The organism is Oryzibacter oryziterrae (assembly GCF_021864535.1).
Taxonomy (GTDB): Bacteria; Pseudomonadota; Alphaproteobacteria; order Rhizobiales; family Pleomorphomonadaceae; genus Pleomorphomonas; species Pleomorphomonas oryziterrae.
The window spans coordinates 52,865-75,453 of record NZ_JAKJIC010000007.1 but is presented as its reverse complement, the minus strand read 5'-3'; the positions used below and the strand labels follow the sequence as shown (position 1 = coordinate 75,453).

Sequence of the window (22,589 nt, the reverse complement as noted above, 5' to 3'; positions counted from 1 at the left end):
GTGGCTTATACCAACTCGCCAGAATGCTGACGCATTGGCTCATTGACAACAATTCGAATTTCTCATTTGCGTCAAAGGCATGAGAAATTCGAATATGGAATACCAAGAGTCATTTTCAATGCCACTTGGTATTACGCACTCGGCGCGCGCGTGACCAGCGACAGGGCGTGCAGGCCCGACTGAAATTCCGCGGCGAGGCTTTCGGTCACCAGGCGGTGGCAGGCGACGCGCGGTCTGCCAGCGAAGACGGCTGATTCGATTTCGATGCGATAATGTGTTTCGCCACCTTCACGATGGCCGGCGTGGCCATGGTGCCGCGCCGATTCGTCCTCGATCACGAGGTGTGACGGGGCGAAACTTGCCTCAAGGGCGGCTTGCATGCGGTCTGCGCGGCTCATGGGCTTCATTCCGTCAACGTGGGACAATCTCGTATTGGGCGGGATATTCGCGGCGATGTCAACGGCTTGCCGCAATGCATCGAAGTCATCATAATCGACCGACCATGGAATCCTTCTCCAAACTTTTCGACAAGATACGGGTCAAGCCCGACAAGGAACAGGCCGCGCGCGAATCCCATCCGCGCTGCGAATGGGCTGGCTGCGAGAATGCCGGCGCCTATCGCGCGCCCAAGGGTCGCGGTCGCGAGGGCCAGTTTCATCACTTCTGCCTTGAGCATGTGCAGCTGTACAACAAGTCCTACAACTACTTCTCCGGCATGGGAGATGATGCGGTCGCGGCCTATCAGAAGGATGCGCTGACCGGTCATAGGCCAACCTGGAACGTGTCGGTCAACAAATGGGGCCAGACCGATCCCAACGCCGGGCGCTCCAAGCGCCCCGAGGAGCCGGCCTACAACGACCCTTTCGGCGTCTTCCATGGCTCGCGTGCCGGCGGCGCCGGGCGGGTGGAAGAACCCAAGCGTCGGGTTTCGCCCATGACCCAACGCGCCTTCGATACGTTGCATCTCGATGTCGGTGCCAGCAAGGACGACATCAAGGCGCAGTACAAGACGATGGTGAAGCGCCATCATCCCGACGCCAATGGCGGCGACCGTTCCTCAGAGGAGCGGTTGCGGGAGATCATCCAAGCCTATAATTACCTCAAGACCGCCGGTTTTGTCTGATCCGGCTCCGAAATTCGCTTGTTCGGTGGCGACCCGATGCGTCGCTGCCCAGGAGGTTCCATGGTCCAGTCGAAGAATGATGCCGCGTCCCTTCCGGATTTGAAGATCTCGGTCCGCGAGGTTTTCGGCATCGATACCGATCTCGAAGTGCCTGCCTATTCGGAGGCCAACGAACACGTCCCCGATTTTGATCCGGACTATCTGTTCGATCGCAACACCACGCTCGCCATCCTCGCCGGCTTCGCCCATAACCGCCGCGTCATGGTGTCCGGCTATCACGGCACCGGCAAGTCGACGCATATCGAGCAGGTGGCAGCGCGCCTCAACTGGCCGCTGGTGCGCGTCAACCTCGACAGCCACATCAGCCGCATCGATCTGGTCGGCAAGGACGCCATCGTGCTGAAGGACGGCAAGCAGGTCACCGAGTTCCGCGACGGCATCCTGCCCTGGGCGCTGCAGAACAACGTGGCGCTGGTGTTCGACGAATATGACGCCGGCCGTCCGGACGTGATGTTCGTGATCCAGCGCGTGCTGGAAGTGGCGGGCAAGCTGACGCTGCTCGACCAGAACCGCGTCATCCGTCCTCACCCCGCCTTCCGCCTGTTCGCGACCGCCAACACCATCGGCCTCGGCGACACCTCGGGCCTTTATCACGGCACGCAGCAGATCAACCAGGGCCAGATGGACCGTTGGTCGATCGTGACCACGCTCAACTATCTGCCGCATGACCAGGAAGTGAACATCGTCTTCGCCAAGGCCAAGTCCTTCACGGGCGAGGAAGGCCGGTCGCAGATCTCCAAGATGGTGCGTGTCGCAGACATGACCCGCTCGGCCTTCATCAACGGCGACCTCTCTACCGTGATGAGCCCGCGCACGGTGCTCACCTGGGCCGAGAATGCGGCGATCTTCGGCGATGTGGGCTTTGCCTTCCGCGTCACCTTCCTCAACAAGTGCGACGAGATCGAGCGCGGCCAGGTGGCCGAGTTCTATCAGCGCTGCTTCGGCAAGGAACTGCCGGAAAGCGCCGCCAACATCGTGATGAGCTGACCGTTTCGTCGCCTCATCCGCGTTTGAAGATCTGAAGACAGGACTGGTTCATGGCAACGCGCGATCCGTCGTCCCCGGTCAAGCCGCAGCCGCCGGCGATCGAACCGCTCAAGAAGGCGGTGGTCGGGGCCATGCGCGCCATGGCCGGCGACGCCGAGCTTGAGGTGGTGTTCGCCACCGACCGGCCGTCGCTGGCCGGGCACCGGGCGCGCGTGCCGGAGCCGCCGCGCAAGCCGACCGCCCATGACGTGGCGGTGATGCGCGGCACCGGCGACTCGCTGGCTCTCAGGCTTGCCTGCCATGACGACGGCGTGCACCGTGACTATGTGCCGGAAGGACAGAAGGCTCGCGCCGTGTTCGACGCCGTCGAGCAGGCGCGCTGCGAGGCGCTTGGCGCCCGCGCCATGCCCGGCGTCGGCCAGAATCTCACGGCCATGCTGGAGGACCGCTATTTCCGCGGCAACTACCAGCATGTGGAAAGCCGCGACGACGCGCCGCTTGAAGACGCGCTGGCACTGATCGTGCGCGAGAAGCTCACCGGCATGGCGCCACCGCGCAGTGCGTCGCGCGTGGTCGACGTCTGGCGCGATTTCATTGAGGACAAGGCCGGCCCTTCGCTCGACGGTCTGGAGAAGGTGATCTCCAGCCAGAAGGGCTTTGCCAAGGCGCTGCGCCATGTGCTTGTCGATCTCGACATGGGCGATGAACTCGGCGGCGAGCCCGAGGACGACGACGAGGACAAGGACGGCGAGAACGACGAGCCGGAAGACGCCGAGAGCTCGGGCGAGGCCGACGAGGACGCGCAGTCCGAGAAGACTGCGCCGGAAGAGCAGGATGCGTCCGGTGAGGAGCAGGAGGCCGGCGAGACCGAAGTCGACGCCGACATGTCCGACGACAGTACCGACCAGGACGCCACCGACGAGGCCAAGGATCCGGGCGAGGCCAAGCGGCCGGAAATGCCGCTCTCCAACCTGCCGCCGGTCAGCGACTACAAGGTCTACACCACCAAGTTCGACGAGGTGACGCGGCCCGAGGACATCTGCGATGCGGCCGAGCTCGATCGCCTGCGTGGCTTCCTCGACAAGCAGCTTGCCAATCTGCAGAGCGCAGTGTCGCGCCTTGCCAACCGCCTGCAGCGGCGCCTGATGGCGCAGCAGAACCGCGGCTGGGACTTCGACATCGAGGAAGGCATTCTCGATACGGCCCGCATCACGCGCGTGGTCACCGATCCGATGGCGCCGCTCGCCTTCAAGATGGAACGCGACACCGATTTCCGCGACACGGTGGTGACGCTGTTGATCGACAACTCCGGCTCCATGCGCGGCCGCCCCATCACGGTGGCCGCCGCCTGCGCCGATATCCTGGCCCGCACGCTGGAGCGCTGCGGCGTGAAGGTGGAAATCCTCGGCTTCACCACCAAGGCCTGGAAGGGTGGCCAGTCGCGCGAGGCCTGGCTGATGGCCGGCAAGCCGGCGACGCCGGGTCGCCTCAACGACCTGCGCCACATCGTCTACAAGGCGGCCGACGCGCCCTGGCGGCGCGCTCGCCGCAATCTCGGTCTGATGATGCGCGAAGGTCTTCTCAAGGAGAATATCGACGGCGAGGCGCTCGACTGGGCGCACAAGCGGCTGCTTGGCCGGTCTGAGAACCGCAAGATCCTGATGATGATCTCCGACGGTGCGCCGGTGGACGACTCCACGCTGTCGGTCAACCCGGGCAATTATCTCGAGCGGCATCTGCGCTATGTGATCGAGGAGATCGAGGAGCGTTCGCCGGTCGAACTGATCGCCATCGGCATCGGCCACGACGTCACGCGCTATTACAAGCGCGCGGTGACCATCGTCGACGCCGAGGAGCTGGCCGGTGCCATGACCGAGCAGCTGGCTTCGCTGTTCGAGGACCAGTCGTCGCGCCCCGCCCGCAAGAGCGGGCGTCCGGTCGGCGTCCGTCCCCGCCATGTGGCGGGAATGGGCTTGCGATGAACGGCAAGGTCCTGGGCCTCGCCCTCGCCGGGTTGCTGGGTGTGCTGCCTGCCGCGCGGGCCGACGACACGCAGGTCGGCTTCAGCGTGAAGCCCTTTTCCGCCTTTGCCATCGGCCACCCCGAGACGACGCAGTTTGGCAAGCTGGAGTGGGTTGGCGGCTTCGAGGTTGACGCGGACAGCCCGCTGGTGGGCGGCCTCTCCGGTCTCGTCGTCCCCGATCAGGGTGGGTCGCTGTTGTCCCAATCCGACGATGGCCTGATCCTGCGCGCCGATATCGTCCGTCGCGGCGGGGTGCCGGTGGGTCTGGCCAACGGCCTGATCCGCCGCATGCGCGTCGACGGGCGTGGCCCCCTGGTGGACAAGGCGACCTCTGACACCGAGTCCATCGACCTCTTGCCTGGTGGCTTCCTTGCGGTGAGCTTTGAGGAAAGGCCGCAGGTGATGATCGGCAAGCTGGACGGCACCGGCCTTGTGGGGCCGCTGAAGCCGATCGCCCTGCCCAAGGAAACCTCGCGCCTCATCGGCAGCAAGGGACTGGAATCGCTTGCGGCTCTGCCCGCCGGCAGCGGGCTCGACGGCACGATGCTCGTGCTGGCGGAGCGGGCCGAACGCAAGGCACCGACCGAGGATCAGCCCGGCTGGGTGCTCGGCGGCAAGGCGCCCTTCATGTTCCGCGTCCATCGCAGCGACGATTTTGATCTGACCGACGCCAAGGTCGGGCCCGATGGCCGGCTCTATGTGCTGGAACGGCGCTTCGGTCTGCTGACCAACTTTGCCACCCGCATCCGCCGCTTCTCGCTGGCGCAGATCAAGCCGGGTGCTACAATCGACGGCGAGGTGTTGTTCGAGGCCGATATTGCCGACCAGATCGACAATATGGAAGGACTGTCCGTCTGGCGCACGGCGTCGGGCGAGACGCGGATTTCGCTGATCTCGGATGACAACCGCACCTTTCTTGAGCGTACGCTCTATCTCGAGTTCAGGCTGACGGGGTCCTGATGGACGTTCGATTGCCGGCGGATCTGAGGTCCGCCATCGATGCTGCGGCAGACGGGCTCGGGCAGAGCGCGTTGGCCGAAGATGCGCGTCGACTGTCGCTCGGCTATCGCGAGGGACAGCCGTCGAGCCGCTTCGTGCGCAAGCGCGAGGATGCGCTCGCCTATGCGCTGAGCCGCATGCCGGCCACCTATGCCGCCGTGACGGCGGTGCTCGGCCGCCTTGTCGACGCTCGGCCGGACTTCCGCCCGCGCACGCTTCTGGATGTGGGGGCTGGCCCCGGGACCGCCAGCTGGGCGGCGCTGGAACTCTGGCCCGACATCGACCTGGCGGCGATGATCGAGAACAACCGCGATTTCATTCGCCTTGCCCGCGATCTCGGGCTTGGTGCCCCGCATGTCGCCTTGCGCGAGGCGGAGATCCGGGCCGAAGATCTTGCCGATCTCCGGCAGGTCTTCGGCGCCTATGACCTCACGATCGTCAGCTACGCGCTGACCGAACTGGAACTGCCGGTCGCCCAGCGTCTGATCGGCGAGCTCCTGCGATCGACACGCGGCTATCTGGTGCTTGTGGAGCCGGGGACCACCCGCGATCATGGTCGCCTGATGGCCTTGCGGCAGGCGGCAATTGCCGCCGGTGCGTCGGTCGTTGCTCCCTGCCTGCATGCGGAGCCCTGTCCGCTCGGGGGCGGTGACTGGTGCCATTTCACCGTACGCCTGCCGCGCAGCCGGGCGCATATGCGCCTCAAGGCGGCCACGGTGCCCTTCGAGGACGAGCCCTATTCCTATCTGGTCCTGGCGCCCGCAGGGGCTGCCACGCAGTCTCAGGGAGGCGAGGTGGGCCGTGTGCTGAAGCCGCCGCGGCTGGGCAAGGCGGCCATTGTCTTTGATGTCTGCGCTGCCGACGGTCGACAGCGCTCCGTCGAGGTGCCGAGCCGCGACAAGCCGGCCTTCAAGGCGGCAAAGAAAACGGGCTGGGGAGATGTGCTCTCGCCAGCCCGCGATATCGACTGATTTTCAGAGGCGGCAGCCCGCCGTGCCGTTAGGCGCGGACGGGGGCGTAGGGCTTCACCCAGTTCATCAGGCGGGCGTAGGGGATCAGCGACACGCCTGCCACCAGAATCTTCACCGAGAAATCGCCGAGGGCCCAGGTGGTCCAGGGCAGGCCGGAGCCGGCAAAGGCGACCGAGAAGAAGATCGTCGTATCAAGCGCCGAACCGATCGAGGACGAGGCGAGCGGTGCCGCCCACCAGGAGCGCGAGGCGCGCAGGCGGTTGAAAACCGTCACGTCCAGCAGCTGGGCCGACAGGAAGGCCAGGCCGGAGGCCAGTGCAATGCGCGGCTCGGACAGCCAGGCCGACAGCGCCACGGCAACGGCAAAGCCGGCGATCACCACCAGACGGGTGCGGAGCGGTCCGAACCAGCGATTGGTGAGGTCGGTCACCAGGAAGGAGAAGGGATAGCTGAAGGCGCCCCAGGTCAGGATGTCCCCAAGGCCGAAGGGCGTGAAGGGATACTGGACCAGGATGTTCGAGGCGACGACGATCGCGATCATCACGATCAGCGACGGGAGCAAGCGGGTGTTCAGCATGCGCAGGTCCTTGGATCAGGTACGGCAATGACAAAGACCGCGAAACCCATGGGGCTCGCGGTCAACATGTCGAGAATGGCCCGAGTTTCAGGCTCAGGCAGCAGCGGCTTCCGCGGCCTTCTTGGCGATCTGCTTCTTCAGCAGACGGGCACGCGGCGACAGCTCTTCCACATCGGCCTTGGCCAGGAAGGCGTCGAGACCGCCGCGGTGCTCGACCGAACGCAGAGCGTTGGCCGAAACGCGCAGGCGCACCGACTGGCCGAGCGCGTCGCTCAGCAGCGTGACGGCCAGCAGGTTGGGCAGGAAACGACGCTTGGTCTTGTTGTTGGCGTGGCTAACGTTGTTGCCCACCAGAACGGCCTTGCCGGTCAGTTCGCAGCGCCGGGACATTGCGATACCCTCTTCTTTTCTCTCTCGCACGGAATCCAGACTGGATAAGCCGATCGCCGTGACATAAACACCAGGAGCGCCGACTGCTTCCCGCAGACGGCACCGCAATTGAAGTTGCGCTGCTATAGTCAGAGGAGGCGGTTTCGTCAACCCCCGCGCCGGCTTTGCGGCACAGAATCGCCTTGAATGATGTCTATTGAGGGCGCACGGCATGTTCGGGGCATTGGTTTGCCGACTGTGACATCATGGCAACCCGTAGGGTCAATAACCGGGGTGGCCATGAAAGTGACTGGCATCCATTAACGCTCCGGTTACCATGTTTGCGAAATCATTGTGGGAGACGTGGTTCGTTCTCCCCGCGCGGTGGGGCCTTTTCAAGAGCTTCAAGGTCGCCCGTGGTTTTCAGGTTCAGTCGTCTGGTTTGACCAGGTTTCGGAGGCTTTCAGTGCATTTTCTCCCAGTCCCGCCCCTCAAAGCGTCCGGCGCGATGAAGATCGCCCTGCTGGCGGGCGCGCTTTCGCTGACGTCGGCGGTAGACGCCACTGCTGCCAAGGGCGAGGAGATCAAGGCGCTCTACAATATTTCCTTCATGGGCTTCGGCATCGCCAAGGCGTCGCTGGCAGTGAAGGTGGATCGTGGTGCCTATGCGGCCAAGCTGCATATCTCCACGTCGGGTCTCGCCCGCATCGTCAGCTCTGAGGAGACCTACGTCAACTCGAAGGGCTATGTCGGCCGGTCCATGATGTCGTCGAGCTACGATCTGATGAGCCGCGGCGACAAGATCACGCAGGTGGACATGTCGCTGTCGAGCGGCAACATCCGCAGCCTCAAGGCCATTCCCGAACTGGCCGAGCGCGATGACCGCGTGCCGGTGACCAATGCCGCCAAGCGCAATGTGGTCGATCCGCTTTCGGCCGCCATGGTTCCCGTGTCCGGCAAGGTCGGCAAGGCAGTATGCGATCGCACACTGCCGGTGTTCGACGGCTGGACGCGCTATGACATCAAGCTGAGCTACAGCGGCACCGAGGCGGCCGACGTGCCCGGCTACAAGGGCGACGCCGTCAAGTGCGATGCGCGCTGGATTCCCGTGGCGGGCCATCGCAGCGGGTCCAAGTCGACCGAGTTCATGACCAACAATCGCGATATTTCCGTCTGGTTCGTGCCCATGGCCGGCGGTGACGTGATGGTGCCTTCCAAGGTGTCCGTGAAGACCATGCGCGGCGTTCTGCTGATCCAGGCCGCGCAGTTCGGCGATGCGGCACCCGGCGGCAAGGCGGTCGCCCAGGCGGACAACTGAGGCCGCCTTCCGGTTCACATCTGACGGTCCTTCAAGGGCGCTCCGGGTCATCCGGGGCGCCCTTTTCGTTTGTATTCAAGGTGTTGGCTCGGGCAGCCGGCAAATGTTCCGAATTGGGACACAGATCTTAACGCTTCGGTGATTGTCATTTGCTACGAGGGGCGCCCCAAGGGGTGGTCTTGGGTGTCGCGACCCGCCTGCCGACAAGATGTTGTAGGGGGTGAAAGCGGAACACCGTTGTTTCGCTGATTCGTGCGGCATCCGTTCCCGGTCCGTTGAAATGGTTAACGGCCAGCGTTGATTTCGTCTCTGGCTTAGTATAATTTGTTAACCATAAATTCTCTTTGAGTCTTGCTGCAGTTTTTCTATTGACAGCGTTTTTGACCTCGAATCGATCGACTCTGTTGCTTGAGTCTTCAGATTCAACATCGTGCGCGTTAGACTCTGTGCTCACCAAGATATAGTGAGAACGAAACTGGAATCTCTGGAAAGTAGCGATTCGCCCCGTGTTCGTTCTCGTTTGATTCCTTTGTGCGGCTCGCGAAGGTGGCGCGGCTGGGGTTACCGTTGATCGGGGCTTGGCCCATCTATCTGATATCAAAAGAAAATCCGATCCATCCAACGGGATGGCCTGCGCCTGTTGTTCCGCCGTTGGATCAGCCCGCGACGGGGCAGGGCGGATTTTCGGTATCGGAATCGCCGGTGACATGGTAGGAACCCGCATTGAGATCCGGGCCGCTCGCCGTCTGCGTCTGCGCGTCCAAGGATTGTCCCCGGTGTTCGGCTCTGCCGGATGCCGCCGCGTCGATGTCGCTCAAGGAACTTTCGGGCTCCATGAATATTTCAGAGCGGGTGGTTCTTCCTTCTCCCGTCAGATCGCGCAATGTCACCGCCGTGTTGGGGCCGACCAACACCGGCAAGACGCATATGGCGATCGAGAAGATGCTGTCGCATGGTTCCGGTGCCATCGGCCTGCCGCTGCGCCTGCTCGCGCGCGAGGTCTACGCGCGCGTGACGGCTCGCGTGGGCGTGCAGAATGTGGCCCTGGTGACGGGGGAAGAGAAGATCATCCCGTCCGGCGCCCGCTACTGGGTCGCCACCGTCGAGGCCATGCCGCGCGATCTCGAAGTGGCCTTCGTCGCCATCGACGAGGTACAGCTTGCCGGCGATCTCGAGCGCGGCCACGTGTTCACCGATCGCATTCTCAATGTGCGCGGGCGCAACGAGACGCTGCTGCTCGGGTCGGCCATCGCCCAGCCGATGATCGAGAAGCTGATCCCCGGCATTGTCGTGTCGTCGCGGCCCCGGCTGTCGCAGCTCACCTACGCGGGGTCGAAGAAGATCACCCGCCTGCCGGCGCGTTCGGCCATCGTCGCCTTCTCGGCCGACGAGGTCTATGCGGTGGCCGAACTCATCCGCCGCCAGCGCGGCGGCGCGGCGGTGGTGATGGGGGCACTCAGCCCGCGCACGCGCAACGCCCAGGTGGCCCTGTTCCAGAACGGGGATGTGGACTTCCTGGTGGCCACCGATGCCATCGGCATGGGGCTGAACCTCGACGTCGATCACGTGGCCTTCGCCCAGGCGCGCAAATTCGACGGCTTCCAGTTTCGGGGACTCAATCCCTCCGAACTGGCGCAGATCGCCGGACGCGCCGGACGCTATCTCAATGACGGCACTTTCGGTGTCACCGGCCAGGTGGCGCCGCTCGATGAAGATATCGTCCAGGCCATCGAAGCGCATGATTTCGAGCCGCTTCGCGTGTTTCAATGGCGCAACGCTGCGTTGGATTTTTCATCCACGGCGGCGCTGCGCCATTCGCTCGATCTGTTGCCGCCGCTTGACGGCTTGACGCGCGCTCTGCCCTCGGACGACCAGCGCGCGCTCGAATATGCCTTGCGTGACAGTGATGTAGCGGATGCTGCAACCCGGCCTGACCGGGTGGAACTTCTGTGGGATGTTTGCCAGGTTCCCGACTTCCGCAAGATTTCTCCGGCTCATCATGGTGATCTGATCGTCGCGCTTTTCAGATTCCTCATTGCAAAAGGCGTGATTCCGGACGATTGGTTTGCGCGTCAGGTCGGGTTGTCTGATCGCGTGGATGGCGATATCGATACGCTGTCGCGTCGGCTGGCCGATATCAGGACCTGGACCTTTGTCGCCAACCGGCCAAATTGGCTGTTTGCTCCTGTCCATTGGCAAGAGCGGACGCGCGCGATAGAGGATCGCCTGTCGGACGCCTTGCATGAACGGCTGACCCAACGCTTTGTGGACCGCCGTACATCCGTACTTATGAAGAGACTGAGAGAGAACGCCATGCTCGAAGCTGAGATCACCGCAACCGGCACTGTGCTCGTCGAGGGGCAGCATGTCGGCGAGTTGCTCGGGTTTCGCTTCGCCGCCGATCAGACCGTGTCGGTTGAATCGGCAGACGGCAAGGCGATCCGCGCCGCTGCCTCGCAGGCGCTCGCGGGCGAATTCGACAAGCGCGCCGAAAAGCTGTCCAAGGCCCCCAATGACGAAGTTGTCCTGTCGTCCGACGGCATGCTGCGCTGGCTCGGTCAACCGGTGGGCCGCCTGGTCGCCGGCGAAGATGCGCTGGCCCCGCGCGTTGCGCTCCTCGCCGACGAACAGCTGACCGGCGCCTCGCTGCAGAAGGTGCAGGACCGGCTCGACCTCTGGGTCGGCGCGCATATCGCCACGCTGCTCAAGCCGCTCCTCGATCTCAAGACGGCCGCCGACCTTGAGGGCATCGCCCGTGGTGTCGCCTTCCGCATGGTGGAAGCGCTCGGCACGCTCGATCGCACCGAGGTGGCCAACGACGTCAAGGCGCTCGACCAGACGGCGCGCGCCGCCATGCGCAAGTATGGCGTCCGCTTCGGCGCCTATCACATTTACGTTCCGGCCCTCCTGAAGCCGGCCCCGGCGGCGCTGGTGGCCCAGCTGTGGGCGCTCAAGCACGGCTCGCTGGAGATGGCGGGCCTTGCCGAGCTGCCGCAGCTCTCCGCCTCGGGCCGCACTTCGATCAAGGTCGACCCGGCCTTCGACCGTACGCTCTATCGCCTGGTCGGCTTCCGTGTCGCCGGCGAGCGGGCCGTGCGCCTCGACATTCTCGAGCGTCTCGCCGACATCATCCGTCCGCTGATCGCCTGGAAGTCGGTCGACGGCGCACTGCCGCCCGAAGGGGCATTGGCCCAGGGCGGTGCCTTCACGGTCACCGTGGCGATGACCTCGCTGCTCGGCTGCTCGGGAGATGATTTTGCCTCGATCCTCAAGGGTCTCGGCTATCGCGTGGAAAAGCGCGTGGTGAAGGTGCCGGTGAAGCCGGTCGCTGAAGCCAAGCCTGCCGCCGAGGCCGTTGTCGCCGTGGAGACGGCGCCGGCCGAAGAGGCTGAGGCTGCGGATGTGGCTGTCGAGGCCGTCGAGGCCAGCGCGCCCGCCGAAGAAGTTGCGGTCCCCGAAGTCACGGAAGCACCTGCCGAAGCTGTTGCCGCCGACGAGGTTGCTGCCGCGGCGCCCGAAGTCACCTACGAGGACAAGGAAGTCGAGATCTGGCGTCCCGGCCGGGTCGAGCGTCCGCGTCACGCCGATCACCGTGAAGGCGCCCATGGCCGCCAGCCGCAGCATCGCGCCGGCGGTCAGCGTCCGCAGGCGCCGGCCGAAGGGCAGGGTGCGCCCGCCGGCAAGCGCGAGCATCAGCCGCGCGGCGGCCATCACGAGGGCAAGGGTGGTCGCGGCTTCGAACGGCGCGACGATCGTCGCCCGGCACCGCAGGCCGAACGGCCGCAGAAGCGCGAGAAGCCGGTGGACATGGACTCGCCCTTCGCCGCCCTTCTGGCCCTCAAGGCCAACCTCGAGAACAACAAGAAGAAGTGATCTTCGGGAGGCGCGTTGGTGTCCGAGGACCGGCAGCGCATCGACAAGTGGCTTGTCTACGCTCGCATCGTCAAGACGCGGACGCTCAGCCAGGAGCTTGCCGCGTCCGGTCACGTGCGCATCAACGGTGTCAAGATCGACAGCCCGTCGCAGCCGGTCAAGGCGGGCGACGTCCTGACCATCGGGCTGCGCGGGCGGGTGCTGGTGCTGAAGGTGCTCGAGTTCGCCGAGCGTCGCGGCGCCTATGCGGTGGCTTCCCAGCTCTATGAGGATCTGACGCCGGCAGCCCCCGATATCCCCGACGTGGCGCGCACCGACACGGTGCGCGGCGAGGGGCGCCCCACCAAGCGCGACCGCCGTCGCTTCGACCGGATGTCCGATCCTGATTGAACGCGCCCGGCCGTGACCGGCATGAGAGAGCCCGGCAGGCTGGCCGCTAGCCTCTGTGCGCTTACGTGGTAATGCGGATAGAGCGCCCCTGCGGGGCTTGTTGGCCCCAAAGGTTGATGGAAATGCATGGTTTGCGCCTTTTGCCCTCTTGCAAGGGGGGGCGAAGTTCGCTACCCAGCGGCCAGAGTTCGGCCTTGTTGCGTCTGATCTGGTGCGATTTGGCCTCCCCGGCTTGTGGCCGGCCAGCCTTCGTTCGGGAATAGTCACATGACCTACGTCGTTACCGACAACTGCATTCGCTGCAAGTATACCGACTGCGTGGAAGTCTGCCCCGTGGACTGCTTCTACGAAGGCGAGAACATGCTCGTCATTCATCCCGACGAATGCATCGACTGTGGCGTCTGCGAGCCCGAGTGCCCGGCGGAAGCCATCAAGCCCGATACCGAGCCGGGCCTTGAGAAGTGGCTGACGCTCAATGCCGAGTTTGCGGCCAAGTGGCCCAATCTGACGGTCAAGCGCGATCCGCTGCCGGAAGCCAAGGAATTTGACGGCGTGGCCGACAAGCTCGCCAATCATTTCTCCGACAAGCCCGGTTCGGGCGACTGAACCGACCGAACTCAGTCTCGCCCAAGTGGAGTGAGGAAAAAGCCTCAATTCCCGGACTGAGGGTTGCATCTGCTGCAGGACAGCCATGACCTCCACGCTGAATTGTCGTGGTGGGGTCTCTTATTGCTTTGATTTTTGTGGATTTTGTGCTATATCAAAGCTCGGCAGTCGACAAAATTTCCTGGTCTCGTGAGGGCCCCTTTGAGGGGGCTTTTTTATGGACGGGCAGGCAGGCGCGGCCCTGCTCGCAGCCTGTCTCCGTTCCCTGACCAGGTGTCACCCGGATCGACTGGAAACAACGCGAAAGCGTGTCGGCGGAGCGAACGTAGCGGTTCGCAGATCACGATGTACCCTTTGCTTGTAACTGCCTGCATAAGGCGGATGGGGTATCGTCTTTTCGTGCCGCCGGCACCAGGAGTGGATGGACTGAATGGCCACTGCGAAGAAACCCGCTGTCCGTAATGGGTTCAAGACCAACGAGCACATCGTCTATCCGGCCCACGGGGTCGGCCAAATCGTTGCCATCGAGGAGCAGGAAATCGCGGGCATGAAGCTCGAGCTCTACGTGATCGTGTTCGAGAAGGACAAGATGACGTTGCGCGTACCCATGGCCAAGGCGGAGCAGGTCGGCATGCGCAAGCTGGCCGAAGATGACACGGTGGAAAAGGCGCTTGAAATCATCAAGGGCCGGGCGCGCGTCAAGCGCACCATGTGGAGCCGCCGTGCCCAGGAATATGAAGCCAAGATCAACTCCGGCGATCTCGTGGCGATTTCGGAAGTGGTGCGCGACCTGCACCGTGCTTCCAGCCAGCCGGAACAGTCCTATTCCGAGCGTCAGCTTTATGAAGCTGCGCTTGACCGCATGGCCCGTGAGATCTCGGCTGTTTCCAAGATCACCGAGACCGAGGCCATTCGTCGGATCGAGGACAGCCTGAACAAGAGCCCGCGCCGTGTTGCCGCGCGCGGCGACGCTGCGGAAGCCGATGTGGCTGACGAAGCTGAGGACGACGAGGCCGAAGCGGCCTGATCGGCGGCTTCACGTTGATGCCAATAGGAGAGAAAGCCGGAAGCGAAAGCTTCCGGCTTTCTGTTGTGTGCTTGGCGGTGTGTGTTTCTAGTGACGTATTCGGCGGAGTATTGAAATGAGAGATCCCTTATATAAAGTAAGAGTTGAAGCTCATTCTAAGTCGATCAATAAAATTGTTAAACAAATATGTGGTGTTTACCGGGATGTTTATTCTGACGACTTGGAGGTTCGGGGTAACACTCCGACTGAAAGGTTTCATAGTATCTTGGAAATCATAAGATCTGAATTTGAGAAGGGAACTCGCTTTTCAGCTGAAATAGGGGATGAGTTTGGGTCTAATTTTGCAGGTGATTCCGAAGATATTTTGAATTCGATAAGACGCAGGTTGGAGTTTGACGACGTAACGCCGAATCAATTTTATGATTGTTTGTTGCGGGTATTTTGCGATATTTCCAGTCAAGCCAATCAACGGTATGTCGATGTTCCTTTGGGGGAAGTTTTTCGTCTAGCGGTTGCCGATGTAAGAACTAGATTTTTGCAAAATCTGAATATCCGGGTTGGGAAAAATCGACATTTTCCTCGTATGCTTTCTTATGTAAGTGAACTAGCAACGGAGCTTTCTGTTGATGGCTATCAGCCGTTAAAAATTATGAATGCGGCTGGCGCAGGAAGAGTATCAGCTGTTTCAAACGATCCTGCAAAATTGAAAGTGCGCGTCGATGCTGAGTACTTTGATGGATATGAGGAGTGGTGGAATTAATAGCTTGGATCTTGTACAGTTCTACTGAACTCGCAATTTGATTATTGGGTTTGTCTGGCTTTTGGCGGAAATGCCAGCAGATCGGCTTGGCCGATTGCTGGCACTAGATCCAAATTTTAGACTCGTAGAATGACTCAACGGAGTCGACGTCGGGGAGTTGTTCGATCGGGTGAGTGGTAGCTAACTTGCTTGGCTTACCGAGCCCACATGTCGAACAGCAGCACCTCGGCGTCGTCGGACGTGCCGGTCAAGGTGATCGCCGCCTCGTCCAGCGCTGCGCCATCGCCCTCGGAGAGTTCAATGCCGTTGAGCGTTGCCGAGCCGCGCGCCACCTGCACCCAGGCGTAATGTCCCTTTTCCAGCGCGTGCGTCACGGCATTGCCGGCGGTGAAGCGCACCGCGTGGAGATTGACCTTCTGGTGGATCGTCACCGAACCATCGCGGCCGTCCGGCGAACCGATCAGGTGCAGCTGGTTGGGCTGCGTGCCCACGGCAATCGCCTTCTGCTCGTAGGACGGGGTGAGGCCGTCCCGCTCCGGAATGATCCAGATCTGCAGGAAATGCACGAGATCGCTCGGCGAGGCGTTGAACTCGCTGTGGCGGATGCCGGTGCCTGCGCTCATGCGCTGGATCTCGCCGGGGCGGATCACCGAGCCTGTCCCCAGGCTGTCCTTGTGCTCCAGCGCGCCGTCCAGCACGTAGGAAACGATCTCCATGTTGGAATGGGGATGGGTGGGAAAGCCGCCGCCACCGGACACGCGATCGTCGTTGATGACGCGCAGCGGGCCGAAGCCCATGTGATCGGGGTCGTAGTAGTGGCCGAAGGAGAAGCTGTGGCGGCTGTCGAGCCAGCCGAAGTTGGCGCGCCCACGCGCATCGGCCTTGCGAAGGGTGATCATGATGTCTCAATCCTTGCTGCGGCACGGGAGAGCCCCAATGGCTCTCGGTCCGCTCTGATGCAGCAGAAATGGCTGTTTCCGTTCCCAATTGCCAGACGCGGGAATGAGATCAGACTATTCATGCCCGGTGAACAATCGCCAGGTGACGCGCGCGCTCACCCGTTCGGGGGTGCGACGGAGCCTGAGTGTTCCTTGACGCCGGGTCTCTCAGCGGTCGACGACCAGCTTCACCTTCGTGCCCACCTGCGGCTGCTGGTTGGCGGCAAGGCCGTTCAGCGCCCGGAACAGCACAAGGGCCCGGTCCATGGCCACCATGCGACGGGCGAGGCCTTCGGCAGTGTCGCCCGGAGCCACCGTGACGACGCGGACCTTCAGCGGTGCCAGTTCGCTCTTTTCCTGATCGCTCAGGGCGCGGAAGGTGGAAATGGTGCTGGTGAAGATCTCGTCCAGCTTGCCGGCATCGCCGCGGATGGCGAACAGGAAGCGGAAGGTCTTGTCGCCGAAGCGGATCACGGCGATGCGATAGGCAAAGCCGCGGGCATTTGCAGAGGCGACAGCAGCCGGCAGGCCGTTGATCGACACGGTGCGGACCGAGGCACTGTCGAGACCATTGACCCAGCCCGACTGCAGATAGCTGACCAGGTCGCCGCCGGCGGCCACGTCGGCGCCGTCGAAGCGCAGGGCCACGCCCTCGGCATTGGTGGCCAGCACCGCCTTGGACGTGTTGTCGATCATGAAGCCGTCAGGCACGGTGAAGCCGAAGCCCAGCTTGGCATGCAGGAACTCGCGGCCGCGCACATAGCCTTCCACCGGATCGTCGCCGAACATGACACCGTCGATGCGCGACAGGTAGCCGTCCCGGTCGCGTTCGCCGTCGGTGATGCCGGTTGCCTCGGCCACGGCCTCGGCCTGCGTCAGGCGCTCGGGCGTGGAGGGATGCGAGGACAGGAAGTCGGTCTGGCCTGTGTCATCCTCGGGCAGCCCGTTCTTCCAGGCGGCAAGGCGGGCCATGGAGGTGAGGAAGCGCACGGCGGCAAAGGGATCATAGCCTGCCTTGGACAGCGTGGTGATGCCCACGCGGTCGGCTTCCAGCTCCTGGATCTGCGAGAAGCGCGCCAGCGACACCTGGGTGGAGGCCAGCGCCACGCGCTGCACGGCCGGATCCTGAACCACGCCCTGAACGGCTTGCGTTGCCACTTCCGCCGCTTCGGCGCGCTGGGCGCGCAGGAAGGCATGGCGGGCGGTGACGTGCGCCATCTCGTGGGCGATCACCGCGGCAACTTCCGAGGTGTCGTTGGCGAGGGCCAGCAGGCCGCGCGTCACGTAGACATAGCCGCCCGGCAGGGCGAAGGCATTGACGGCGGGGGAATTGAGAATGGTCACCCGATAGCCGCGCCAGGGTTCGGGGCTCGCCGCCACCAGGCGGCCGACGACGCGCGCTACGGCGATTTCGACCTGATGATCCTCATAGGTGCCGCCGAAGGCTGCGACGATCTTGGGGTGCTCGCGTTCGGCGATCGCCACTTCCTTGGGGTCGATCTGCTGCGAGGTGTCGGCGGATGGCACGGCGGTGATGGTTCCGGCATCGCCGCCGATGGTGTCGACGCAGGCGGACAGGCCGAGCGCCGCCACAAGCAGCGCCCCCGTCAAGCCCAGCCAGTGCCGCGTGGTGCGGCGCGTCGACAGTCGTCCGTTCATCTCGTCCATTCCATTTGCCGGCGGTCCGCTCGGTCTTTGCGTGCCGGCCCATCCAACTGTATCACGAACCCGGCGCAATTTGCCCGGTTCGTCTATTTCCCGTCGACCTCGACGAGGCCCAAGGCGTCGCCATCCAGCGTCAACAGCAGGCCGCGCCGGGCTGTCGCCCAGCCGCGCGCCTCGATCTGGTGCCCGACGAAGCTGTCCGCGTCCACGCCGCGCGCGGCCAGGGCGTCAACGGCCTTGCCGGTCAGGCGCACGGTCGGTGCGGACAGGCGATCGGTGCCGAGGTTCAGGTAAACCGAGCGGCCGGCCTTGCCCACGGACGCCACGCGTCCCCGCAACAACACGAAATCGGGCAGCTGCAACCGCTCCGTCTCCCGCACTGCAGTAATTAGTGCGGAATGGTTCCAAATACCATGTCTTTCACGCCTGGCATCGGTCTCCGCTTCGACAAAATCGTTCCAGCATGTCGCATTCTCGCCACTGGCGAGAGCGGCACCGGCGGCGAGCAGGTGGTGCTGCAGGGTCTCGCCGGTCGGCAATCTGACCATACCGGGCAGGCGACCGTGGCGATCGAAGCGGCTGCCCGGCGGAATCTCGACCGTCACCTCAAGCCCCGTCAGACGGGTGCCTTCACGCTGTAACAGGGCGCGGTCAGCATCTCCCGCAACCGAGGGAAAAATGAGGCCGGAGAGACGCAATCCTGCGGGCAGGGGTCCCATCTTGGGGGAGAGACGCAGCACCGGTACGGCGCTGCCGACGCCGACCTCGATGCCGGCAATCCGCCCCGTCAGCGACACGCCGGCACCGCAAGCGGGGGGCGCTTCGGCGGCACTGCCAGGCGTCGTCGGCGTTGTCAGGAGCAGCACAAGAATGGATCGGACAGCGGCCTGTCGCAGCCTGAAATGCATCCAGTTGCCGCGGGCCGACATCGTCCGCTGCGCTGCGCGGATCAAGGACCGCCACGGCACACACATCCTCTGCCGGCACATGCCGTCCTGGCTCTCCACGCGATCGGTTCCACCTTGCAGATCGACCATAGCAGCCCGGCATCGCCGGCATTGTCCGCCCTGCGCGCCGAACTGGCCTTGGCCACATTGTACACGGGGCTCGGCGGATTTGGGCTGTCTTTTCGCGGGATGATTTGCTATTTGACGCAAACAAGGCGCCGGGGGCTCCCGGTGGCTCACGGATGTCCCGGTAGCTCAGCAGGATAGAGCAACGGTTTCCTAAACCGTAGGTCAGGGGTTCGAATCCCTTCCGGGACGCCATTTCCCATATATTTCAGATGATTGCGCCAGGTGCGCCTGGCGATTGCCGGTTGTCTGTACATGCACTTTGTGCACCGTAAGGCAAGTCTTTCCAACCCGAACACCAAAAAGAGAACGGCAGCGGCTTGCAGGTCTTGCATTTGGTGCCTATGTGTCACAGGTCCGGCTTCGGTCGGATGACGTTCTCAGGGCGGGGTGCAATTCCCCACCGGCGGTGATCGCGCGACAGCGCGTCAGCCCGCGAGCGCTTTTCCGGCTCTGCCGGAGAAGGTCAGCAGATCCGGTGTGATTCCGGGGCCGACGGTATAGTCCGGATGGAAGAGAACTCACGACGGTCCATGGCGCGCGCGGTCCTTGTGACGGCGGGTGTCGTGCTGTCGTGCGCCCTGCCGCGTCTCCTTGTCAAAGAAGGAGCGAAACATGGGCAGATCATCTGCAACTCTTGACGTGAAGCTGGCGGACGGGACCTCAGGTCCGGCCGGGGCTTCGATCGACGTCCTCTCCACTGCGGGGAGGGCGCCCTGATGTTTTCCGGCATCATCGAAAGGCTGGCGGCGGTTAAGGCCGTTCAGCCGCTGGACGGCTCGCTGCGCCTGACCATCGGCAGTGGCTATGACGATCTCGCGCTTGGTGAGAGCGTGGCGGTCAACGGCGTGTGCCTCACCGTGGCCGCGCTGGGGGATGGCGGGCAGGCGGATTTCTTCGTCAGTCCGGAGAGCCTTGCCCGCACCAATCTCGGCCAGCAGGCCGCCGGTCGGGCGGTCAATCTCGAACGGGCCGTGCGGCTCGACACGCGTCTCTCGGGCCATCTGGTGCAGGGGCACGTGGACGGCGTCGGTCGCCTTGTGGCGGTGGAGGAAGACGGTGAAGCCCGTCGTCTCACCTTCGCGCTGCCGGCGGCGCTTGCCGCCTATTGCGTTGAAAAAGGCTCCATCGCCCTCAACGGCATCAGCCTGACGCTCAACGGTATCGGCCCCGTCGCCGACGGAGAGTTTCCGGTCGCCGTCACCATCATCCCGCACACCTGGACGCATACCAACCTCGGACGGCTCGCTGTCGGCGACCGCGTCAATGTCGAGGTGGACGTCATTGCCAAATATGTGGAGAGCCTATGTCTGCCCTATCTCAAGCGCTGAATGCCCTTCGCGAGGGACGCATGGTCCTGCTGGTCGATGACGAGGACCGCGAGAACGAGGGCGATCTGATCCTCGCCGCCGAGCATGTGACGCCGGACGCGATCAACTTCATGGCCCGCGAGGGCAAGGGGTTGATCTGTCTGGCGCTCGATGCGGCGCAGGTGGATCGCCTCGGTCTGCCGCCGATGGTGGCGGCCAACAAGGCGCGCCGGTCGACGGCCTTCACCGTGTCGATCGAGGCACGCGAGGGCATCACCACCGGCATTTCCGCCTATGACCGGGCGCACACGATCGCGGTGGCGTCCGATCCGGCCGTTCAGCCCGGCGCCATCGTCTCGCCGGGGCACGTGTTCCCGCTGCGGGCGGCCGAAGGCGGCGTGCTCCAGCGCAACGGTCACACCGAAGGCGCCGTCGATCTGATGAAACTCGCCGGTCTCCGGCCGGCCGGCGTCATCTGCGAGGTGATGGCCGACAGCGGCCACATGGCCCGCCGTCCCGAGCTCGAAGCCTTCGCCAAGCGGCATGGCATCGTGCTCCTGACGGTCCGGGACATCGTGGCGCATCGCATGCGCACCGAGCTGCACGTGCAGGAAATCGCCCGTTCGGAGCTGCCGTCGGCCTATTCCGACGTGCCGTTCACCGTGCATGCCTTCCGCAGCGATATCGACGGGATCGAGCATCTGGCCATCGTCAAGCATCCGCTGCCGGCGCGGCCCCTGGTGCGGCTCCATTCGGAATGCCTCACCGGCGACGCGCTCGGGTCGCTGCGCTGCGATTGCGGGCCGCAGCTGCAGGAGGCGCTCCGGCAGGTGTCGGAAAGCGACGGCGGGATCGTCGTCTATCTGCGCGGCCACGAGGGGCGCGGCATCGGGCTTGCCAACAAGATCCGGGCCTATGCGCTGCAGGATCGCGGTGCCGACACGGTCGAGGCCAACGAGGCGCTCGGCTTTCATGCGGACGCCCGGGACTATGGCGTCGGCGCGCATATCCTCAAGGCACTCGGGGTGGAGACGTTGCGGCTTCTCACCAACAATCCCGACAAGGTTGCCAGCCTCGAAGGCTTTGGCCTCACGGTGAGCGAGATCGTCCCGCTGGAAATCGCGCCCAACCCGCACAACCATCGCTATCTCGCGACCAAGAGCGAGAAGTTCGGCCATCACCTCGGCCACCGGCATTGAAGGATTTCAGCCACATGACTCAGGAACTTAACGCCTCGCTCCGGATTGCCGTCGTCGTCAGCCGCTTCAACGCTGAGGTGACCGACGGGCTGCTCAAAGGCGCCCTTCTCGAACTCGGCGAGCGTGGCGTCACCGTCGACCTCGCACATGTCTACACGGCGCCGGGTGCCTTCGAGATCCCGCTGATCGCGCAGAGCCTGGCCAAGACCGGCCGTTTCGACGGCGTCGTCTGCCTCGGCTGCGTCATCAAGGGCGACACGGCGCATTTCGAGTATATCTCCGAGGCAGCGAGCTCGGGCCTGATGAACGCCTCGCTTGCCACGGGCGTCCCGCTCACCTTCGGGATCCTCACCACCTATACGGACGAGCAGGCGATCCTGCGCAGCCGCGACGACGCCCACAACAAGGGGCGCGAGGCGGCGGCGGCTTGCGTGGAGTCGCTGGCCGTGCTGAAGGCGATCGGCTGACGCAAAAAGACCGCGGCGCTTCGAACGGAGCGCCGCGGTCTTCTCGGGAAAACAGGCTGAGGATCAGGTCCCGCTTTGCAGATCCAGCTTGGCGGCGCCGAGGATCGGCCCGGGCATGCCATCGTCCTTGGACTGCAGGATCACCGCCAGACCAGCGGAATCGTCGGTCGCGATGTCCGACAGGGCCAGTTCCACCGTCATCGGCCCGCCGTCCCACATGCCGAGAACCTGCCAGCGGTTGATGATGTTGTAATAGGTGACCTTCTTGCCGACATTCTCGCCACTGCCGATGGTCACGGTCTGCGGCTTGACATAGTTGGCGATCCAGAGCGCGGCGTGTTGGGGCGAGGACTCGCGCCCGTCGGCACTCAGTCCCTGCACCGACACGACGATATGGTCGCCGTTCCGCTTCACCAGGACGGGTACGGAGGGGGCCAATGCGTCCGCCTTCATGCGGTCGATGCTGGCGCGGATCTCGTCCTCACGGCTGCCAACCACCGCTTCGCGGCCGTTGATCACCACTTGCGGCGTGAAAACGGCCCGATCGCCGCGCGCCTTGGCATAGGCACGCTGGCGCTTGGTGAATTCGGGGTGGGCAAAGCCGTCCTTCCAGCCGAGATAGTCCCAATAGTCCACGGCGAAGGAAACCGCGATCAGGTTGGGGTCGTTGGCGAGCTTGCCGAGGATCTCGTCGGCCGGCGGGCAGGAGGAGCACCCTTGCGAAGTGAAGAGTTCGACGACGCTGGGGTCGGCCAGAGCCGGAGTGGCGACGGAGGTCAGTCCGACGCAACAGGTGGCAAGTACGACCGAAGTCATCCTCGTCTTGTCCCGCCAGTCTTGCATCCACACGTACA

General features: G+C 63.8%; 22 protein-coding genes, 1 tRNA gene and 1 riboswitch. Of the genes, 15 read left to right on the top strand and 8 right to left on the bottom strand.

Translation table 11 applies throughout. From position 1 onward, the window contains the following. Positions 1-131: 131 nt before the first annotated feature. Positions 132-398 carry a BolA family protein gene (locus tag L2I41_RS09375; RefSeq protein ID WP_237153282.1) on the bottom strand — a complete coding sequence of 89 codons (267 nt, stop codon included), beginning with the start codon at positions 396-398 and terminating at the stop codon, positions 132-134. 104 nt (positions 399-502) lie between these two features. Between L2I41_RS09375 and L2I41_RS09370 the strand changes: the two genes are divergently transcribed. The 5 genes from L2I41_RS09370 to L2I41_RS09350 are packed head-to-tail and all read left to right on the top strand — an operon-like array spanning position 503 to position 6,163. Then, positions 503-1,123, top strand: a complete 621-nt coding sequence (locus tag L2I41_RS09370) for a J domain-containing protein (RefSeq protein ID WP_237153281.1) — start codon at positions 503-505, stop codon at positions 1,121-1,123. 60 nt (positions 1,124-1,183) lie between these two features. After that, on the top strand, positions 1,184-2,170 hold the full coding sequence (gene cobS, locus L2I41_RS09365; protein WP_237153280.1) for a cobaltochelatase subunit CobS: 987 nt from the start codon (positions 1,184-1,186) through the stop codon (positions 2,168-2,170). A 50-nt stretch (positions 2,171-2,220) separates the two neighbouring features. Next, positions 2,221-4,152, top strand: a complete 1,932-nt coding sequence (gene cobT, locus L2I41_RS09360; RefSeq protein ID WP_237153279.1) for a cobaltochelatase subunit CobT — start codon at positions 2,221-2,223, stop codon at positions 4,150-4,152. After that, positions 4,149-5,153, top strand: coding sequence for an esterase-like activity of phytase family protein (locus tag L2I41_RS09355; protein ID WP_237153278.1), 1,005 nt, complete (start codon positions 4,149-4,151; stop codon positions 5,151-5,153). The genes cobT and L2I41_RS09355 overlap by 4 nt, the downstream gene beginning before the upstream one ends. Then, on the top strand, positions 5,153-6,163 hold the full coding sequence (locus L2I41_RS09350) for a small ribosomal subunit Rsm22 family protein (RefSeq protein ID WP_237153277.1): 1,011 nt from the start codon (positions 5,153-5,155) through the stop codon (positions 6,161-6,163). The genes L2I41_RS09355 and L2I41_RS09350 overlap by 1 nt, the downstream gene beginning before the upstream one ends. Before the next feature lie 28 nt (positions 6,164-6,191). Here the strand turns inward: L2I41_RS09350 and L2I41_RS09345 are convergent, their stop codons facing one another. Both L2I41_RS09345 and rpmB read right to left on the bottom strand, forming a co-directional pair. Continuing rightward, positions 6,192-6,740 carry a queuosine precursor transporter gene (locus tag L2I41_RS09345; RefSeq protein ID WP_237153276.1) on the bottom strand — a complete coding sequence of 183 codons (549 nt, stop codon included), beginning with the start codon at positions 6,738-6,740 and terminating at the stop codon, positions 6,192-6,194. A gap of 93 nt (positions 6,741-6,833) precedes the next feature. After that, on the bottom strand, positions 6,834-7,130 hold the full coding sequence (gene rpmB, locus L2I41_RS09340) for a 50S ribosomal protein L28 (RefSeq protein ID WP_237153275.1): 297 nt from the start codon (positions 7,128-7,130) through the stop codon (positions 6,834-6,836). Between the two features lie 487 nt (positions 7,131-7,617). Here rpmB and L2I41_RS09335 point away from each other — a divergent pair, with 487 nt between their 5' ends. Further along, positions 7,618-8,427 (top strand): DUF3108 domain-containing protein, encoded by an 810-nt coding sequence (locus L2I41_RS09335; protein WP_237153274.1) that lies wholly within the window; start codon positions 7,618-7,620, stop codon positions 8,425-8,427. A gap of 656 nt (positions 8,428-9,083) precedes the next feature. On the opposite strand, the gene L2I41_RS09330 is transcribed toward L2I41_RS09335, so the two are convergent. Next, complete coding sequence (locus tag L2I41_RS09330; protein WP_237153273.1) at positions 9,084-9,245, bottom strand: hypothetical protein; 162 nt, start codon at positions 9,243-9,245, stop codon at positions 9,084-9,086. A 16-nt stretch (positions 9,246-9,261) separates the two neighbouring features. On the opposite strand from L2I41_RS09330, the gene L2I41_RS09325 reads away from it, so the two are divergent. The 5 genes from L2I41_RS09325 (at position 9,262) to L2I41_RS09305 (ending at position 15,083) form a co-directional block, all read left to right on the top strand. After that, positions 9,262-12,300, top strand: a complete 3,039-nt coding sequence (locus tag L2I41_RS09325; RefSeq protein WP_237153272.1) for a DEAD/DEAH box helicase — start codon at positions 9,262-9,264, stop codon at positions 12,298-12,300. Between the two features lie 15 nt (positions 12,301-12,315). Continuing rightward, the gene (locus tag L2I41_RS09320) at positions 12,316-12,690 is read left to right on the top strand and encodes an RNA-binding S4 domain-containing protein (RefSeq protein ID WP_390634053.1); all 375 of its coding nucleotides are present in this window, start codon (positions 12,316-12,318) and stop codon (positions 12,688-12,690) included. A gap of 267 nt (positions 12,691-12,957) precedes the next feature. Next, positions 12,958-13,296: a ferredoxin FdxA gene (gene fdxA, locus L2I41_RS09315; protein WP_237153270.1), complete on the top strand. Its 339-nt coding sequence runs from the start codon at positions 12,958-12,960 to the stop codon at positions 13,294-13,296. 430 nt (positions 13,297-13,726) lie between these two features. Then, positions 13,727-14,323 carry a CarD family transcriptional regulator gene (locus tag L2I41_RS09310; protein ID WP_237153269.1) on the top strand — a complete coding sequence of 199 codons (597 nt, stop codon included), beginning with the start codon at positions 13,727-13,729 and terminating at the stop codon, positions 14,321-14,323. Positions 14,324-14,438: 115 nt separating this feature from the next. Then, complete coding sequence (locus L2I41_RS09305; protein ID WP_237153268.1) at positions 14,439-15,083, top strand: hypothetical protein; 645 nt, start codon at positions 14,439-14,441, stop codon at positions 15,081-15,083. A gap of 194 nt (positions 15,084-15,277) precedes the next feature. Here L2I41_RS09305 and L2I41_RS09300 read toward each other — a convergent pair whose 3' ends face one another. The 3 genes from L2I41_RS09300 to L2I41_RS09290 form a co-directional block, all read right to left on the bottom strand. After that, the gene (locus L2I41_RS09300) at positions 15,278-15,982 is read right to left on the bottom strand and encodes a pirin family protein (RefSeq protein WP_237153266.1); all 705 of its coding nucleotides are present in this window, start codon (positions 15,980-15,982) and stop codon (positions 15,278-15,280) included. A 207-nt stretch (positions 15,983-16,189) separates the two neighbouring features. Then, on the bottom strand, positions 16,190-17,680 hold the full coding sequence (locus L2I41_RS09295) for a M48 family metalloprotease (RefSeq protein ID WP_237153265.1): 1,491 nt from the start codon (positions 17,678-17,680) through the stop codon (positions 16,190-16,192). Between the two features lie 92 nt (positions 17,681-17,772). Beyond that, entirely contained in the window at positions 17,773-18,615 is an 843-nt protein-coding gene (locus L2I41_RS09290; protein WP_237153264.1) for a thermonuclease family protein, read from the bottom strand. Positions 18,616-18,877: 262 nt separating this feature from the next. Here L2I41_RS09290 and L2I41_RS09285 point away from each other — a divergent pair. The 4 genes from L2I41_RS09285 (at position 18,878) to ribH (ending at position 21,735) form a co-directional block, all read left to right on the top strand. After that, positions 18,878-18,954 (top strand) — tRNA-Arg (locus L2I41_RS09285). A 177-nt stretch (positions 18,955-19,131) separates the two neighbouring features. After that, a riboswitch (FMN riboswitch) is annotated at positions 19,132-19,284 on the top strand. A 194-nt stretch (positions 19,285-19,478) separates the two neighbouring features. Beyond that, positions 19,479-20,090, top strand: coding sequence for a riboflavin synthase (locus tag L2I41_RS09280; RefSeq protein WP_237153263.1), 612 nt, complete (start codon positions 19,479-19,481; stop codon positions 20,088-20,090). After that, positions 20,066-21,268: a 3,4-dihydroxy-2-butanone-4-phosphate synthase gene (gene ribB, locus L2I41_RS09275; protein ID WP_237153262.1), complete on the top strand. Its 1,203-nt coding sequence runs from the start codon at positions 20,066-20,068 to the stop codon at positions 21,266-21,268. The genes L2I41_RS09280 and ribB overlap by 25 nt, the downstream gene beginning before the upstream one ends. Before the next feature lie 14 nt (positions 21,269-21,282). After that, positions 21,283-21,735 carry a 6,7-dimethyl-8-ribityllumazine synthase gene (gene ribH / locus L2I41_RS09270; protein WP_237153261.1) on the top strand — a complete coding sequence of 151 codons (453 nt, stop codon included), beginning with the start codon at positions 21,283-21,285 and terminating at the stop codon, positions 21,733-21,735. Between the two features lie 63 nt (positions 21,736-21,798). Here ribH and L2I41_RS09265 read toward each other — a convergent pair whose 3' ends face one another. Continuing rightward, complete coding sequence (locus tag L2I41_RS09265; protein WP_237153260.1) at positions 21,799-22,551, bottom strand: DUF1223 domain-containing protein; 753 nt, start codon at positions 22,549-22,551, stop codon at positions 21,799-21,801. Between the last annotated feature and the right edge of the window lie 38 nt (positions 22,552-22,589).